Annotated in this window: 14 protein-coding genes; 11 read left to right on the top strand and 3 right to left on the bottom strand. The window is 42.5% G+C overall.

The features are described 5' to 3' along the window. Nucleotides 1-326 precede the first annotated feature (326 nt). The 11 genes from BUC20_RS19150 to BUC20_RS19100 all read left to right on the top strand — a co-directional run bounded on the left by BUC20_RS19150 (nucleotide 327) and on the right by BUC20_RS19100 (nucleotide 13,811). Nucleotides 327-821, top strand: a complete 495-nt coding sequence (locus BUC20_RS19150) for a helix-turn-helix domain-containing protein (protein WP_234994554.1) — start codon at nucleotides 327-329, stop codon at nucleotides 819-821. A 98-nt stretch (nucleotides 822-919) separates the two neighbouring features. Then, nucleotides 920-1,537, top strand: a complete 618-nt coding sequence (locus tag BUC20_RS19145; RefSeq protein ID WP_073232629.1) for a helix-turn-helix domain-containing protein — start codon at nucleotides 920-922, stop codon at nucleotides 1,535-1,537. 86 nt (nucleotides 1,538-1,623) lie between these two features. Then, entirely contained in the window at nucleotides 1,624-3,885 is a 2,262-nt protein-coding gene (locus BUC20_RS19140; RefSeq protein ID WP_073232628.1) for a heavy metal translocating P-type ATPase, read from the top strand. A 173-nt stretch (nucleotides 3,886-4,058) separates the two neighbouring features. Next, nucleotides 4,059-5,129, top strand: coding sequence for an efflux RND transporter periplasmic adaptor subunit (locus tag BUC20_RS19135; protein WP_073232627.1), 1,071 nt, complete (start codon nucleotides 4,059-4,061; stop codon nucleotides 5,127-5,129). Between the two features lie 20 nt (nucleotides 5,130-5,149). Next, on the top strand, nucleotides 5,150-8,266 hold the full coding sequence (locus BUC20_RS19130) for an efflux RND transporter permease subunit (RefSeq protein WP_073232626.1): 3,117 nt from the start codon (nucleotides 5,150-5,152) through the stop codon (nucleotides 8,264-8,266). 99 nt (nucleotides 8,267-8,365) lie between these two features. Continuing rightward, nucleotides 8,366-9,712, top strand: a complete 1,347-nt coding sequence (locus BUC20_RS19125; RefSeq protein ID WP_073232625.1) for a TolC family protein — start codon at nucleotides 8,366-8,368, stop codon at nucleotides 9,710-9,712. 47 nt (nucleotides 9,713-9,759) lie between these two features. Next, nucleotides 9,760-11,184 carry an MFS transporter gene (locus tag BUC20_RS19120; protein ID WP_073232624.1) on the top strand — a complete coding sequence of 475 codons (1,425 nt, stop codon included), beginning with the start codon at nucleotides 9,760-9,762 and terminating at the stop codon, nucleotides 11,182-11,184. A gap of 7 nt (nucleotides 11,185-11,191) precedes the next feature. Further along, nucleotides 11,192-12,256: a ferredoxin--NADP reductase gene (locus tag BUC20_RS19115; protein WP_073232623.1), complete on the top strand. Its 1,065-nt coding sequence runs from the start codon at nucleotides 11,192-11,194 to the stop codon at nucleotides 12,254-12,256. A gap of 80 nt (nucleotides 12,257-12,336) precedes the next feature. After that, on the top strand, nucleotides 12,337-12,540 hold the full coding sequence (locus BUC20_RS19110) for a heavy-metal-associated domain-containing protein (protein ID WP_159441130.1): 204 nt from the start codon (nucleotides 12,337-12,339) through the stop codon (nucleotides 12,538-12,540). A gap of 12 nt (nucleotides 12,541-12,552) precedes the next feature. After that, a complete protein-coding gene (locus BUC20_RS34215) occupies nucleotides 12,553-13,005 on the top strand; it encodes a heavy-metal-associated domain-containing protein (protein ID WP_234994553.1) in 453 nt (150 codons plus the stop codon). A gap of 80 nt (nucleotides 13,006-13,085) precedes the next feature. Beyond that, complete coding sequence (locus BUC20_RS19100; protein ID WP_073232621.1) at nucleotides 13,086-13,811, top strand: hypothetical protein; 726 nt, start codon at nucleotides 13,086-13,088, stop codon at nucleotides 13,809-13,811. A gap of 4 nt (nucleotides 13,812-13,815) precedes the next feature. Here the strand turns inward: BUC20_RS19100 and BUC20_RS19095 are convergent, their stop codons facing one another. The 3 genes from BUC20_RS19095 to BUC20_RS19085 form a co-directional block, all read right to left on the bottom strand. Then, complete coding sequence (locus BUC20_RS19095; RefSeq protein WP_073232620.1) at nucleotides 13,816-14,070, bottom strand: hypothetical protein; 255 nt, start codon at nucleotides 14,068-14,070, stop codon at nucleotides 13,816-13,818. Nucleotides 14,071-14,224: 154 nt separating this feature from the next. After that, the gene (locus BUC20_RS19090) at nucleotides 14,225-15,196 is read right to left on the bottom strand and encodes a metallophosphoesterase family protein (RefSeq protein ID WP_073232619.1); all 972 of its coding nucleotides are present in this window, start codon (nucleotides 15,194-15,196) and stop codon (nucleotides 14,225-14,227) included. 19 nt (nucleotides 15,197-15,215) lie between these two features. Further along, on the bottom strand, nucleotides 15,216-16,145 hold the full coding sequence (locus tag BUC20_RS19085; RefSeq protein ID WP_073232618.1) for a metallophosphoesterase family protein: 930 nt from the start codon (nucleotides 16,143-16,145) through the stop codon (nucleotides 15,216-15,218). Between the last annotated feature and the right edge of the window lie 313 nt (nucleotides 16,146-16,458).

The raw sequence follows: 16,458 nt of genomic DNA, 5'->3' as shown, positions 1-16,458 counted from the left end.
AAATATATCCAGGTCCTCAACTGTTATTTGGGTCTTCTATTGATCTTCAGAGTGCCTGCAATACATCTATACAGCCTAGTGGACGAGAACGAAATTATATAAGTTTTTCCTGTAATTATATAGTTTTCGAACAGCTTAAGAGCGCTACGTTTGCGTTAAGGTTTTGACAAGAAGATCTATGACTCAGGGTATAAAGATCTCATTGCATCAAATCATAAGTATTTAATGACCAATTCAGCATTTCAGCAGGCTTTTAAATGAAAGTTTCCATCAAGAATATGGTATGTCACAGGTGCATCATTGTTATAAAACAAGGATTTGAAAAGATGGATATACAACCTGTCCGGATACAGCTGGGAGAAGTTGAATTAGAAGAGGATCTCAGTATTGAGCAGATGAGTTATTTAAGAAACTGGTTGTCAGAAAATGGGTTTGAGCTATTGGATGACCGTAAAATGGTGCTGGTAGAAAAGGTCAAGAACCTCGTCATTGAAACTGTTCATGGGGCTGACAAAATAGATTTAACCATTAAATTATCCTACCTGATCCAGCAAAAACTCAGTATAGATTACAATTACATCAGCTCGCTTTTTTCAACTATTGAAGGCATTACAATTGAACAATATATTATTCTTCAGCGTGTAGAAAGAGCCAAGGAATTTTTAGCGTACAATGAACTTACACTGAGTGAGATTGCTCATAGACTAGGTTACAGTAGCGTCCAGTACCTTTCCACTCAGTTCAAAAAAGCCACAGGCTTTACCCCTACGCATTTTAAAAGTATAAAAGAAAATGCCCGCAAGCCATTAGACCAGTTGTAAATTCTATACATGTTTCCCCGAATAGTGTAACCCCAAATTTAGCATTCCAGTTTATTTTTGAGTATAAATTCTTTGTGATAAAAAACAAATATATTCCAATGAAAAAGAACAATACACTACTAATTAAAGGAATGGTTTGTAACCGCTGCATTACTGTAATCAGCGATGAACTATTCAAACTCGGTTTAGATATTTCAAGTATAAATTTGGGAGAAGTAATCTTAAAAGAGAATAGCAAAACTCCTGTTGATGAACAAACCTTAAAAGTGGTTTTACAAAAAAATGGATTCGATCTGTTGCACGATAAGAATGAGCAATTGATTGGTCAGATTAAACTTACGGTCGAACGCGGTATCGCCGAACAATCTGACACCGGAGAGCCTGTTAAATTCTCAAAGCTGATCAGCGAGGAATTAAATAAGGACTATGATTCACTAAGCGCCATATTTTCCCTTACACAAGGTGATACCCTGGAACAGTATATCATCCAAAAGAAAATTGAGGAAGTAAAAGGTCTTTTAGTCTATACGGATAAATCGTTAACAGATATCGCCAACACACTGGGTTATAGTAGCGTGGCTTACCTTTCGAGGCAGTTAAAGAAACATACGGGCTTCGATTTTGCTTATTATAAAAAAATAAGGCAGGACAAGCTGGTCATCATGCAGAAAAGCCTGAAGCAGAAAAATCTAAAGCCGAAAGACCAGGCAGAGTAACCTTATAATTATATACATCTTTCAGGTAATTGTATAAGAACCAGGGCATCAGCCCCCTTTAGCTTTGTTGCACTAAATAAAACAACATGGAAGCAGTCACTTCAGATCAAAAACACAAAAAAAAACTTTCACAAAATAGTTATATAAAAAAAACTTTCCCGGTTTTGGGAATGACCTGCGCTGCCTGTGCAGTAAGTGTGGAAAGTATGCTTAAGTCGGCTAAAGGTGTCCATAATGCAGGCGTGAATTATGCCAATCAGACTGCCTGGGCTGAATATGATGAAACGATTAAAGCAGAGGAATTGCAAAATGCAATTCGAGGCATCGGGTATGACCTTATTGTAGATGCCGAAGATCCGCAACAGGTGCAGCAGGATGCCCAGATCAAACATTACCAGCAACTGAAAAAAAGAACCATTTGGGCGGTCATTCTTTCCATCCCTATAGTCGTGATCGGGATGTTCTTTATGGATCTTCCTTACGGCAACTGGATCATGATGGCGCTGTCCATCCCTGTAGTTTTCTATTTGGGCCGCAGCTATTTTATCAATGCTGCCAGGCAAGCCAGATACCGCAAAGCCAATATGGACACCCTGGTTGCTTTAAGTACCGGAATTGCGTTCCTGTTCAGCGCTTTTAATACCATCTATCCGGAGTTCTGGCACCAGCAGGGCCTCCATGCACATGTTTATTTCGAAGCAGCAGCGGTGATTATTGCGTTCATCTCCCTGGGTAAATTACTGGAAGAAAAAGCCAAATCCAACACCTCATCAGCCATTAAAAAATTAATGGGCATGCAGCCAAAAACGGTGAATGTCATTATTGACGGCATGACGCAGGAAATCCCTGTTTCACAGGTACAGGTTGGAAACATCATTGTGGTAAAGCCAGGAGAAAAAATACCTGTAGATGGAGTAGTAACTGAAGGAAACTCATATGTGGACGAAAGCATGATCAGTGGTGAACCCGTTGCTGTTGCCAAATCGAAGGGAGAAAAAGTGTTTGCGGGTACGATCAATCAGAAAGGTAGTTTTGAGTTCAAAGCCGAAAAAGTTGGTGGTGATACCATTCTGGCTCAGATCATTAAAATGGTTCAGGAAGCTCAGGGAAGTAAGGCCCCGGTTCAAAAACTGGTAGATAAAATTGCAGGGATATTCGTCCCGGTGGTCATCAGTATTGCCATCCTTACTTTTACGGTATGGATGCTCGTAGGTGCTGAAGCAGCGTTCACTCACGCTTTACTCACTTCAGTTACCGTGTTGGTAATTGCATGTCCATGCGCATTGGGATTGGCCACCCCCACAGCGATCATGGTTGGTGTTGGAAAAGGTGCAGAAAACAACATCCTGATCAAAGACGCAGAGAGCCTGGAACTTGGCCATAAAGTAAATGCAGTTATCCTGGATAAGACCGGTACAATTACAGAAGGCAGACCTGTGGTAACGGATATGATCTGGAACAATACACCTGCAGATCTTGCCCTGAACAAACAGATTTTATATGCTATGGAAGCCCAGTCTGAGCATCCACTTGCGGAAGCGGTGATCAACCGTTTAAAAGAAGAATCGGTAACAACAGTTCGCTTAGCGCATTTTGAAAGCATCACCGGCAAAGGAATAAAAGCCGTTCAGCAGGGCCAGCAGTATTTTATTGGCAACAAAGCATTAATGACTGAATATGGGATCTCAGTAAGCCAGGACTTGCTCATTCAGGCTGAAATATGGCAGGAAGAAGCTAAAACCGTGATTTATTTTGCGGATGAAAAAAACGGGCTGGCGGCCATTGCCATTGCCGACAAAATCAAGTCTACTTCGCAAGAGGCCATTGAAACCCTACAAAACAGGGGGATTGAGGTCTATATGCTCACCGGAGATAACAAGCAAACGGCGGCCGCTGTAGCTAAACAAGTAGGTTTAAAACATTATAAAGCAGAAGTAATGCCTTCAGACAAGGCAGACTTTGTAAAAGAATTACAATCGCAAGGGAAAATTGTTGCCATGGTTGGGGACGGCATTAACGATAGCCATGCCCTTGCACAGGCCGATGTGAGCATTGCTATGGGCAAGGGCTCTGACATCGCAATGGATGTGGCAAAGATGACATTGATCACTTCTGATCTGAACATGGTACCCAAAGCATTAAAACTTTCAGGCAGAACAGTAAACACCATCAAACAGAATTTATTCTGGGCCTTTATTTATAACCTCATCGGCATTCCCATTGCAGCCGGACTATTGTATCCCATCAATGGTTTTTTACTGGATCCGATGATTGCCGGTGCAGCAATGGCCTTAAGCTCTGTTTCGGTGGTCAGCAATAGTTTAAGACTAAAGACCGCAAAATTGTAAAACCAATCCCCCCATTTTTCCAATGCCCGGCCTTAAACCGGGCATTTTTTTTTAATAATTCCTGCAGAAATTCTATAACTCTTACCTGCAATAGTATAAAGTATGGGCTGGTAATGCCCGCTAAATTTACACCCGTTAAAACAACTATTTATTCCACCATTATTCATCAGATCATGTTAAAAGATACAAATAAACTAAAAGCTATTTTCCTTCCTGTACTCTGCAGTATATTGCTGATTGCCTGTAATGAGAATAAGGAAAAAGCACAAAAGCCGGCTGCCGCGGCAGGTGCAGATGTCAGCAAATTGCAAGTGGATGTGATCGTTGTAAGCGAAGAGAGCCTGAATCAGGAGGAAGTGATTGTAGGTACCATGGCCCCTTATCGGGAAGTAGCCATCGTCAGTGAAATCGCCCAAAAGATTGTTCAGGTGGCTTTTCAGGACGGCGGAAATGTCAGCAAGGGACAATTGCTGTATAAATTAAACGATGCTGACCTGAAGGCCCGGTTAAAGGGATTGAATTCTGAATTGAAATTAGCCCGCCTGAATGAGCAAAGGATCAGTAATCTGCTGAAAACAGAAACGGTCAATCAGCAGCAGTACGATGAGACAGTGGTAAAATTACAAGCACTCGAAGCGCAGCGGGAGCAGCTCCAGGTGGAGTTGAACAAAACCGAAATCCGGGCTCCTTTTTCAGGAAAGATCGGCATTTCAAATCTGGATCCGGGCGCTTTTGTCTCCCCAGGGACAGCGCTGGTTAGCCTGCAGGACCAGGCTACCGTTAAGATCAATTTTTCTGTCCCGGAAAAGTACCTCCCACTGGTTAAAACAGGCAGTAAGATCAATTTTACCACCGCTCTTTCTGATCAGCAACAGACGGCCAGCATTCAAGCTACCGAACCGGGGCTTAATGCTCAAAACAGAGCACTAAAAGTGCAGGCCAGCGCAGGTAATCCTGAGGGAAAGTTCAGGGCAGGTTTGTCTGTCAAGATCCATTTCCAGACCTCAGCAAAAAATGCAAAAGCAATTAACTTACCAACTGAAGCGCTCATCCCCAGCGGAGAGGGATATAGTGTCTTTGTGGTTGAAAATGGTCTTGCCAAATCAAAGCCCGTGAGCATTGGCAACAGAACTGAAACCTCAGCCATTATCACCTCTGGTTTAAACAATGGCGACAGTGTCATTGTATCCAATCTTCTTCGTCTTGGTGATGGCATGCCTGTTCAGGCTGTTGCTACCAAATAATCTATTTCAAATTTAAAATCATGAGTTTATCATCATTAAGTATAAAAAAACCGGTTCTGGCAGGTGTCTTTTCTGCCTTTATCGTTATTATGGGGATTGTTGGCTGGAACTATCTAGGGGTCAGGGAATATCCCCTTACAGAACCTCCGGTGATCTCGGTGGTCACCTATTATCCCGGTGCGAGCCCGGATGTGATTGCTTCCAAAATCACCAAGCCTATGGAAGAATCTATTGCAGAATCCAATGGCGTCAGAACCATTTCTTCTGAATCCAGGGAACAGGTGAGTGTCATTTCCATAGAATTTAACCGGGATGTCGATTTGGAAGATGCACTGAACGATGTCCGCGATAAAGTGGCCAAATCCAGAAAGCAGCTTCCTGCCGATGTAGATCCGCCTGTTGTTGCAAAAGCTTCCTCTCCTGATAACCTGGTTGCCTTTTTAGAAGTAGAAAGCGATACCAAGGACATCCGGGAAGTAAGTCATCTTGCCTCCACGATGATAAAAGACAGAATGCAGTCTATCCCCGGGGTAAACAGTGTTGCAGTTGTTGGTGAACATAAGTATGCCATGCGGTTACGGTTTGATCCCACTAAGCTGGCTGCGTACATGCTCACTCCTGAAGACATCCGGCAGGCTTTATCAAGAGAGAATCTGGATTTACCTTCCGGCAGAATAGAAGGCGCAAACAATGAGCTAAGTGTACGTACCCTCGGCCGCTTAACTACCGTAGAAGATTTCAATGAAATGATCATTAAACGCGAGGGAAACACAGTAGTGCGGCTAAAAGATATCGGGTCTGCAAAACTGGGAGAGGAAAATGAGCGAACTGCAATTATCAATGAAACCGGTAATTTAAACCGGATTGGGGTGGGTATTGCCGTTCAGATCCAACGTGGGGCTAACGCAATCAAGGTCGTAGATGAGTTTTATGTCAGATTAGAGCAATTGCGCAAGGAAGTTCCAAAGGAATACCGGTTGATTGTTGGTTTCGATTTCACAAGTCCCGTGCGTAAATCCATTAAAGAAGTAGAAGAAACCCTTTTCATCGCCTTCGGTTTGGTCGTGCTGATCATCTTTCTTTTCCTCAGAGACTGGCGCTCTACCATTATACCGGTACTGGCCATTCCTGTATCCATTCTTTCGGCATTTTTCATTATGTATGTGGCCGGATTTTCCATCAATGTACTCACCCTGCTGGGCCTGGTACTTGCGATTGGTTTAGTGGTGGATGATGCGATCGTGGTGCTGGAAAATATCTATAAAAAAATCGAAGAAGGCATGTCGCCAATCCAGGCTGCTTTCAAAGGGTCCAAAGAAATCTATTTCGCAGTAATATCCACCACCATTACTCTGGCAGCTGTATTTATGCCAATTATTTTTATGGGTGGGATCAGTGGCCAGTTGTTTAAAGAATTTGCCATTGTCGTATCGGGATCTGTACTGGTATCCGCTTTTGTCGCCTTAACGCTTTCGCCTATGCTGAGCGCCTTGTTATTAAAAAAGAGCGAAAAGCCAAACTGGTTATACCGGAACACAGAGCCTTTTTTCATCCGCTTAAATGAAGGATATGCGAATTTATTAACCGCCTTTATGAAACGCCGCTGGTTAGCTCCTGTATTCCTGATCGGCACGGCCAGTCTCATTTATTTTGTCGGGAAAAAACTACCATCTGAGCTTGCGCCGATAGAAGACCGGTCCAACATGAGTCTGATCGCTATTGCGCCTGAAGGGGTGTCGTTTGAATACATGCAAAAACGAATGACCGAAGTGGGAAAATACGTAAACGATTCTACAGGCAGCAGGCTGTATCAGACTTATTCTATGGTAGGTATCTCTTTTATTCCCGCCCCGGCACCAGTTAACATCGCTGTTCAGAGTATTTATCTAAACGATCCTGAAAAAGGCAAACCAAGTACACAGGATTTATACAACCAATACGGAATGGCATCGTCCAAATTTAAGGGCTTCCTTTTATTCCCTTACCTCCCACCCACCATCGGTACACGATATGGTGGTGGCATGCCAGTACAATATGTACTTCAGGCTCCTACTCTGGATAGCCTTAAACAAGTGCTTCCAAAATTTTTGGCAGCAGCAAGGCAGAGTAAAAAACTCATGTTCGTAGACGCCGATTTGAAAATCAATAAACCTGAACTAAAAATAAACATAGACCGGCAGAAAGCAGCCTTAATGGGTGTTTCTACACAGGAAGTATCAAGGGCTTTACAGCTTTCGTTCTCCGGCCAGCGTTATGGTTATTTTTTACGGTCAGACAGGCAATATGAAGTGATCGGTCAGGTAGAGCGGAAAAACAGGAACGACATCAGCGATCTCCGTTCAATTTATGTTCGTTCTGCGGATAATGAGATGATCTCTCTGGATAACCTCGTTACGATTGAAGAAGGGATCAGTCCTGCTGCGATTTATCGTTATGACCAATATACTTCAGCCTCGATTTCTGCCGGCCTGGCACCAGGTGTCAGCCTTGCTGATGGGATTGAAGAAATGGCACGGATCAAAAAAGAGGTATTGAACGAAAATTTCAAAACGAGTTTGGCAGGTCAATCCAGAGATTACGAAGAAAGCCAGGGCAATATCACCTCTACACTAATTCTGGCCTTGTTACTCGTTTATATGATCATGGCCGCACAATTTGAGAGCCTGCGTGATCCCCTCATCATTATGCTTACAGTACCAATGGCCGTCACAGGCGCCATCCTCAGTCTATACTGGTTTGACCAGAGTTTAAATGTGTTTAGTCAGATTGGAATCATCACCCTGGTGGGATTGATTACTAAAAACGGCATCCTGATCGTAGAATTTGCCAATCATTTGAAAGAACAGGGACTGTCAAAATACGATGCGGCCATACAATCAGCAGTACAACGTTTCCGGCCAATTCTCATGACTTCACTGGCGATGATATTTGGTGCTTTACCAATTGCGATGACGGTTAACAGCCGCCAGTCGCTGGGAATTGTAATTGCCGGTGGATTGACCTTTGCAGGGATTCTTACCCTCTTTATTATTCCTGCGGTTTATTCTTACCTGTCAGGAACCAAGCGTAAAGAAGCGATGGAAGAAGAAGATGAAGAGATGGAATCCGATCATGCTGACCTATTAAAACAAAAATAATGAGCCCGACATGATTAAAATAATTATTGAGCATACTGCGCCATAATTATTTTAATCATCAAAGACTCCATCTGACGAATAACCACAATAAACAAATAGATGAAAAAGAAATTTTTAAATATACTACTTGCTTTGCTGCTGCTGTTTTCCGGCAAAGTTTTGCAGGCCCAGAAAAGAGATTTAAGCCTGGCGGAAGCATTGGCAATGGCAGCAAATGGCAACAAGGAGCTTCAGGTACAAACGCTGGAAGAAATCCGCTACAAAGAGATGACCCGGGAGGCACAGAGCCGTCTGTTACCAAACGTTTCAGCAAACGCGGCCTATTCCCGTTACTTTGACCGTCAGGTGATCTTTCTTCCGGGTTCATTTGCCGGCACTGATAAAGCGGTACAGGATATTGCAGTTGGAGGAAAAAATGTGTTCAATGGTTTTTTATCATTAAATCAGCCATTGTTTCTGGAAAATGCACGCCGCCAAAAACAGGCTGCTGTGATCAACGAGAAAATCCAGAAAGAAAAAACCACTAACCTGCAAAGCCAGCTGGCATTTCAGATCTCAGCCAGTTATTTTAACCTGCTGCTGATGAATAACCAGCTCAGTTTACAGCAACAAAGCTTATCCCGGAATACCAGAGCACTGGAAGATACCAGGGCCTTGTTTGCACAGGGACGAAGTCTGAAGGTAGATACCTTAAGGAGTTACATTGCGGTAGAGAACCTGAAGTCTTCCATCTCCTATTTAAGAAACAACATCGAAGTGAGCGGCATTCAGTTGAAAAGACTCATTGGCTTGAATGAGATGGCAGAAATAAAGCCGACCGACAGCCTCAATGTTAAAGCCGATCAAGCCGAATTTTATACGCTGGATCAGGCTTTAAAAACTGCTGAACTGAACCGCCATGATCTGAAACTGCAAAGACTTTCCATAGAACAGGGAGAAAAGCAATTGTCTGTCAGTAAAGCAGAGCGCCTCCCCCAGGCTTCAATTGTAGGTCAATATCAATTGCAGGCACAGGCAGACCACCTGAGTCTGGGCAATTATACCTGGCCACGCACCTCATTTCTGGGACTTCAGCTTACGGTTCCGATTTTTAACGGAAACCGGACCAGCTCCCAGATCAATCAATCCAGGATTAAAGTACGACAGGAAAAAATCAGATTAGATGACCTGCAGGAGGAAATGAATGCTGAATTAGCGGCCATCATCAGTAGGTGGAAGGAAGCCAATACTCAGCTCAATGTTCAAAAAACAACAGTAGAAGCGGCAGAACTCAGTTATATCATGATGAACGACCGTTACAAGAACGGCTTAAGTTCCAGGCTCGAATTAACAGATGCCGAACTGGCACTAACGCAGGGTAAGATCAATTATTTACAGGCAGCATACCACATTAAGGTATTGCATGTTGAATTACAGCGATCATTAGGCTTGTTAAAACTGCAATAAATACACCAAAACACATTCCGATAACCCTAAAGAAAAAATAAAAATTTATGTCTAAAGATACCACACTACCAATAGAAAAAGCAGTGCCCTACGCTAAGCGATGGGCAGCCCTTTCTTTACTCTGTATGGCTCAGTTCATAGTGATCATGGATACATCCATCATAGGTGTTGCATTGCCTGCGATCAAAACCGATCTGGGTTATTCACAAACAGGCCTTCAATGGATATTTAATGCCTACGTAATTGTTTTTGGCGGTTTCCTGCTTTTAGGTGGCCGTCTGTCCGACCTCTTTGGCTCACGCAAGGTTTTCATGTGGGGTTTTGCCATTTTAACCGGCGCCTCCCTTTTAGCAGGTATGGCCTCGTCAGAAGCCATGTTAAACACCGGCAGAGCACTGCAAGGTCTGGGTTCGGCTTTAATAGCACCAGCAGCCTTAACGCTGGTTTTAACCAAGTTTACCGATCCTAAAGAGCTAAATAAAGCCCTGGGTTTCTGGGGCGCTGCCGCTGCAGCAGGTGGTTCTGCCGGTGTGTTCTTCGGTGGTGCCATTACCCAATGGCTTTCCTGGCAATGGGTTTTCCTGATCAATATCCCTTTAGGCCTGATTGTTCTGGTTTTGAGTCCGGGCTTATTGCTTAAAGGAGCAACGCGAAAAGGAAAAGTAGATATGATTGGTGCGATCCTGGCCACTACGGCACTTATTCTGATGGTATATGCCATTGTATCAGCTGAAAGTGCAGGCTGGGATTCGCTTCAAACCCTTGGGCTGCCGGGCTTAGCAGTAGTGCTGTTTATGGTCTTCCTCATGATGCAAAAAAATAAGAAAGAGCCGCTTTTACCTTTATCCATTTTCAAGGCACCTAACCTTTCGGCCGGGAATCTGGTGATGGGCTTGATGGCAGGCGCATGGATTCCACTGTGGTTTTTTCTCAACCTCTATTTACAGCAGGTATTGAATTATTCTGCCTTCAATAGCGGACTTGCCTTACTGCCGATGACCTTTACCATTATGGTCCTGATGGTGGGTGTTACCGGAAAGCTGGTTGCCAGATTTGGCTTTAAAGCAAATATGATCGCAGGGTTTATAGCGCTTACGGCTGCCCTGGTTCTTTTCAGTAATGTTCCGGTAGATGGATCTTTTATGATTCATGTTTTGCCTGCATCCCTCTTAGGCGCAATAGGCATGTCACTGGCCTATATTCCTGGAACGATTGCCTCCATGTCAGGAGCCAAACCGGAAGAAACCGGACTGGCTTCAGGCCTGGTGAATACCAGTTATCAGATTGGTTCAGCACTGGGGCTTGCCATCATAGTTGCTATCGTAGCCGCAAAAAATGACATGGTGCAAGCCGATGGTACAAACGGACTGCTGGCACTGAATGAAGGTTTTCGAACCGCCTTCAAATCTGCGGCTGTAGTAAGTGGCCTTGCCACGTTAATCGCTGTTTTTTCCATCAAAACGTTTAAGTAACGGAACAATGCAAAAATATAAAATGATCTGCCCAAGTCTTAAGGTAGTCAGGGAGACAAAGGATGCCGTTACCCTGGCATTTGACATCGCCGAATCAGGATTCAGCTACTTGCCAGGGCAGTTTATCAATGTCAGTATGGTACTGAATGGAGAAAAGATAACCCGCTCCTATTCTTTGTCTTCTTCACCTGATCTGGACCCTTATCCTGCCATCACTGTAAAACGGGTAACAGAAGGATTGATGAGCAATTACCTGGTAGACTACGCAGAGCAAATCTCTGAATTGGAAATAGAAGGCCCATATGGCGCCTTCGTTCCCTCCGAAAGCAGTTATCAAAGCGGCCACGTTGTTTTATTATCAGGAGGAAGCGGAATAACCCCATTGCTTTCTATTGCGAAGTCCCTGTTGAGTAAATCAACTGATGTTCAGCTGACCTTAATTTATGCAAACCGCAACTGGTCTGATGTCATTTTCACCGCAGCGATCGAAACATTAGCACTGGAATATAAGGACCGGTTGACCGTCTTTCATGCACTATCCCGACAAGAAGAACCAACACCGGTGTTCACCGGTACTTTAATTGAAGACAGGCTGAGCAAATTGCTTGTCAAAAAGCTACTGAAACAAGCCACTGCCGGAAAACAATCAGAAACCCAATACTTTATATGTGGGCCTTCCGGGCTGATGAAAATATATCAGGATGCCCTGAAGTCTTTACAGGTTCCGGAAACAGCGATTTTTATGGAACGGTTTAAGGAGGATGATGAACCTGTGGAACAGTTAAACCTCCCTCAGGTTACACATGAAGTCCTGGTTCATTTTTATGAGCAAACTCATCTCATCGAAATACCTCCGGCAACATCTCTGTTGAGTGCGGCATTGAAAGAAGGCATTTCTTTTGGACATTCCTGTAAGTCAGGAACCTGTGGTTCTTGTGTAGCACTGCTGACATCGGGAAAAGTAAGCATGCTTAAAAATTATGCGCTAACGGAAAGTGAGGTCGCACAGGGCATGATTTTGCTCTGTCAGAGTTATCCTTTAAGTGAGGACATCACCATTGAGTTCGACTGAAATTATGTAAAAGAATGCCGCAATTGTATAATAACCAAAGCCCTGGCTATAAATAACTTTGAACTATAAAACTAATGATTATGGAAACACTTAATTTAAAGATCAGCGGAATGGGAAGTGCCCATTGTGTTGGAGTAGTAAAAGATATAATAGTTAAACAAGATGGTGTAGCTATTGAAAATATAGCATTGGGACAAGCAACTGTCAGTTATAACCCGGAGAAAGTTAAACCGGAAACCATTATTCAGGAGATTGAAAAGATGGGATATAAAGTAGATCAATAAACTGTCCCGAAAATGAAACTACTTGGTTTGGACATCAGCAACCTGAAAGATGGTTATTGCATTTCAACAGTAACTCTTTCAGTATTAAATACTCCGGGAGCATACCTGATGGTAGTACTACCTGGTATTATGGTGATCTCCTATGAGCCGTTGGTTACCTCTGTCGACAAAATAATCAACGCTGTAACACGTCTGGGATATCAGATTAAAAAATTAGTTCAACAAGATTCATTAACACAAATATTAGCATCAATGAAAACATTAAAATTTAAAACCAACATCAAATGTGCCGGATGCCTGGCAAGAGTTTCTCCGAATCTCAACGAAATAGCAGGAGAAGACAACTGGGAAGTGGACATCAATACCCCGGAAAAAACATTAACAGTGATTTCTGACGAAGTAGATGAACGCTCCATCATTTTTGCGATTAATGAAGCCGGTTTTACAGCCGACAGTATCAATTAACAATACAAATCAGGAAGGAAGCTGCTCTATACGGGAGCTTCCTCTTTTTGAAAAATAATCATTTTATAAATTATAATGATATGGAAAACAGAGAATACATCATGGAACTCACATCAGTGCCACAAAATATTGTTCCGGAGCAGGAAACCAGGTTAACCTTAACCCTTCAAAAGCCCTCAGTATTGGAGATCTCACACGAACAGAAAATTCATTTGATCATCCTGAGCGATGACCTTTCGTACTTTAACCATATTCATCCGGTTGAAACAGAAACAGGTTATGAGGTTAAAACACAATTTCCATCCCCTGGTAAATTTTATCTTTTTGCAGATTACAAACCTTATGGTATTGAACAGGTGGTCAATAAACTGGAAGTAAATGTCCAGGACAATGCCCCCTCCCCAGTAGTATACAGTAAAGAAGAACTAACCGGAAATTCAGGGGCGTATTCTATTTCCCTTGTTGCTGATCAGGGTCAGTTTACAAACGGTCATATGATGATAGATGGCATTTTAAAAAAGGATGGGAAAGAAATTGATCCCTCCACATTAGATAATTATTTAGGTGCAAAAGCACATGTGGTCTTAATTAGTGTGGATGATAAAGAATATATCCACGTCCATCCTGAGGTAGAAAACGGAAGATATAAATTACATGCTTCTTTCCCTAAACCAGGTATTTACAGAGGCTGGATACAGTTTCAGGCCGAAGGCAGGCTTCATACCACAGACTATGTATTAAAAGTTGTTCAGGAACAGGCTAATCCTGGAAACGGCCACCAGCAAGCCTCTAAACCTCATCATTAACTTCTTAACCTGTGAATTTACAGATCAAGGTCTCCATCTCCATCAATCCGTCTTTGTCTATCGGGTCAACAGCTTTTATTTCGGGCCCATAAGCCAGATCAAAATAGACATTAAATCTTTTGCCATTATTCCTGCAAAGAAAAACATTGGCCTCTGGTATCATCACCTCCTCCAAAATTTCAATTTTACCGATTGAAGCTGCTTCCTTTAAAGCATGCTTCAATACCTGATAACTCAATTTCTGAAATTCGACTTTCATTAAAACCCATTTCCCTAAATATAGCGCAAATTGATATGGATTCATAACAATCTATAATCCCCCCTGATTTTCCATTCTATTGGAGCCGGAGGGGTTCGAACCCTTGTCCAGTAACAGACAACTACCTCTGATCAGCAAATATAAAAATCTGCATTTACTTACTCAGATTCCTGCTGGAAATATACGGAACGATCGGATAAATATAATCATCCATATTGACCCCAAGTTTCTCCGGAGAAGATCCTACAAAAACTGTTTTTTTACCCTGAATGGTAATTCTGCCTTTATGGTCAATTTCAATCATCGCCCAGAGCGGATCCTGATACGGCACCGTGTATTTAATATTTGGCCTTGCTTTATCTACTGCGTCAGAATACCGGATTTCTTTAAAATCATCCCCTAGCCATTGATAGGAAGCGCTATTGATTTGTACATAATGAATATCATTAATCTTGTTATAGTAATCCTGATGATGGTGGCCACTCAGCACCATAATGACCTTTTTCCATCCCGCTTTATGGTTGGCCTGTTCCAGGGTGTACCGCAGCAAAGTGCCATTTTCCAGTCCACCTGCATCGTTATCAAGTCCCTGATGACAGCAGACAACTACAGGCAATGATGTCCCTTCCAGGTCCTTTCTCAACCAATCCAGCTGTACCGTAGAAATGAACCTTGCATAACCCACAGGACGGGATTTACTTTCATTATGTTCATTCCCATTGAGGACTACAAAATGAAAACCATTGCGGTCAAAAGAATAATATTTCCCTTCTGCTTTCCAGAAATCAACCACCTCATCAGGCTTAAAACCTCCATCCGTATCATGATTCCCGATCACATGGTATTTAGGTCCTTTAAACTTATTCCATACGTCCATTAAAGGGCTGTTCGTTTTTTTAGGCATGCAAAAATCGCCCATCTGGATAATGAAATCAGGTGTTTTCTGGTTCATGTCATCAATGAATGCAGACAGGCGCTCAATACCATCGTGCATAATATCGTGGTGTAAATCTGCGATTACACCAAAACGAACTTTTTTGTCTGCCGGTTGCAGCTCAGGATAGCGGGCCAACAGGAATGTTCCTCCCGCCAGTCCTGTCTTTGTCAGGAATTCTTTTCTGTTCATTTGTGTTTATGATTGGTTTTTAAGCTTCGTATTTAATGTATTCATGATCAAAACTTCCATCATTGTAGAGGTTAAGCAATGTATATCCGGGTACGGTCTGTTTGTAAGCACTTTTGCCATCATCCCCTGGCTCCCACCAAAAACCACTGGTTGCGCCATTACATAAATAAGTGACGTCATTATACCAGACCTTATCCAACAGGTGAATATGCCCGCTTAAACATACCTTAACGTTTTTATTTTTATTGAATACCTCGATAAACTTCATAATATCGAGGTGATTGTAGCTGCCACTGATCTTAAAAGGTCCTGTTGCATCCGGTTTACTGTCTGTAATTCCTGTGCAGCTCAATAGTGGATAATGGGACATGATCAAAATCGGCTTACCCTGACTATTCTTTTCTACCTCCTCAACGAACCACTGCCATTGCGTTTCATCCAGCATTCCCGGACTGGTAGGATGGTTGCTGTCCAGCATAATAAAGTGCCAGCCGTTGCGGGCAAAACTGTAGTAGTTGTGTGGCATATCCAGCATTTTCAACACTCCGGGTTTTCCATACATTTCGTCTCCCTTTCCCTGCCACCACATATCATGGTTCCCCAGAACATGGTGCATTTTGATATGATCAACCACCTTAACTGCATCTTTCCAGCAAGCCCATTGTTCCAGCACCCTTTCTTTTTTTATGTTTTCGTAATCTGCGGCATAGATGGAATCTCCACCATTCAGAATCAGATCAACTTTATCATTTTTGATTCTTTCCAAACATTTTTTAAACCGCTGCGGGGCATTATATTCCGGTCTGATGTGTACATCGGTAATGTGTGCGATTTTTAAAACTCTTTTCTTTTCAGGCATTGCAGCAAGGGAAGGGCTGGGAGCAATGCCGGTCAATGCAATGGTTCCTGTTGCAAGGCCTAACTTTTTAAGTAAATCTCTTCTTTTCATTTGGTGGTGTTCATTTTGTAATTAGCAGGTATAGCCTTCTCAACGCAAGAAATGATTACAAATACTAAACAAAAGTTTTATTTAAATGTACTCGTTTTTATAATAAAAACGAACAAACAACAAAAATATCACACTCATTTAATATTTAAAGAACATATAATTCTCAATCTCGCTTCCTTAAGGAGGAAATAGATGGCCAGGTTAAACCTCGAATTAAACACAAATACTAAACATTAGCTTAAATAAAAATCCGGCGTAATTAAACAATGGTTCCATCTTTAAGATCCTAAAAAATAACCATTTGATTTACTGT

Origin of the sequence: Pedobacter caeni (genome assembly GCF_900129215.1) — a bacterium.
Taxonomy (GTDB): domain Bacteria; phylum Bacteroidota; class Bacteroidia; order Sphingobacteriales; family Sphingobacteriaceae; genus Pedobacter; species Pedobacter caeni.
The sequence above is the reverse complement of the archived record's forward strand: the minus strand, read 5'-3'. Positions and strand labels throughout refer to the sequence as shown.

What these genes read in the sequence shown, in the direction of transcription:
- BUC20_RS19145 (WP_073232629.1), top strand. Translation starts at nt 920, where the DNA reads ATGAAAAAGAACAATACACTACTAATTAAAGGAATGGTTTGTAACCGC.
- BUC20_RS19150 (WP_234994554.1), top strand. Translation starts at nt 327, where the DNA reads ATGGATATACAACCTGTCCGGATACAGCTGGGAGAAGTTGAATTAGAA.
- BUC20_RS34215 (WP_234994553.1), top strand. Translation starts at nt 12,553, where the DNA reads ATGAAACTACTTGGTTTGGACATCAGCAACCTGAAAGATGGTTATTGC.
- BUC20_RS19140 (WP_073232628.1), top strand. Translation starts at nt 1,624, where the DNA reads ATGGAAGCAGTCACTTCAGATCAAAAACACAAAAAAAAACTTTCACAA.
- BUC20_RS19120 (WP_073232624.1), top strand. Translation starts at nt 9,760, where the DNA reads ATGTCTAAAGATACCACACTACCAATAGAAAAAGCAGTGCCCTACGCT.
- BUC20_RS19115 (WP_073232623.1), top strand. Translation starts at nt 11,192, where the DNA reads ATGCAAAAATATAAAATGATCTGCCCAAGTCTTAAGGTAGTCAGGGAG.
- BUC20_RS19085 (WP_073232618.1), bottom strand. Translation starts at nt 16,145, where the DNA reads ATGAAAAGAAGAGATTTACTTAAAAAGTTAGGCCTTGCAACAGGAACC.
- BUC20_RS19125 (WP_073232625.1), top strand. Translation starts at nt 8,366, where the DNA reads ATGAAAAAGAAATTTTTAAATATACTACTTGCTTTGCTGCTGCTGTTT.
- BUC20_RS19095 (WP_073232620.1), bottom strand. Translation starts at nt 14,070, where the DNA reads ATGAAAGTCGAATTTCAGAAATTGAGTTATCAGGTATTGAAGCATGCT.
- BUC20_RS19110 (WP_159441130.1), top strand. Translation starts at nt 12,337, where the DNA reads ATGGAAACACTTAATTTAAAGATCAGCGGAATGGGAAGTGCCCATTGT.
- BUC20_RS19100 (WP_073232621.1), top strand. Translation starts at nt 13,086, where the DNA reads ATGGAAAACAGAGAATACATCATGGAACTCACATCAGTGCCACAAAAT.
- BUC20_RS19130 (WP_073232626.1), top strand. Translation starts at nt 5,150, where the DNA reads ATGAGTTTATCATCATTAAGTATAAAAAAACCGGTTCTGGCAGGTGTC.
- BUC20_RS19090 (WP_073232619.1), bottom strand. Translation starts at nt 15,196, where the DNA reads ATGAACAGAAAAGAATTCCTGACAAAGACAGGACTGGCGGGAGGAACA.
- BUC20_RS19135 (WP_073232627.1), top strand. Translation starts at nt 4,059, where the DNA reads ATGTTAAAAGATACAAATAAACTAAAAGCTATTTTCCTTCCTGTACTC.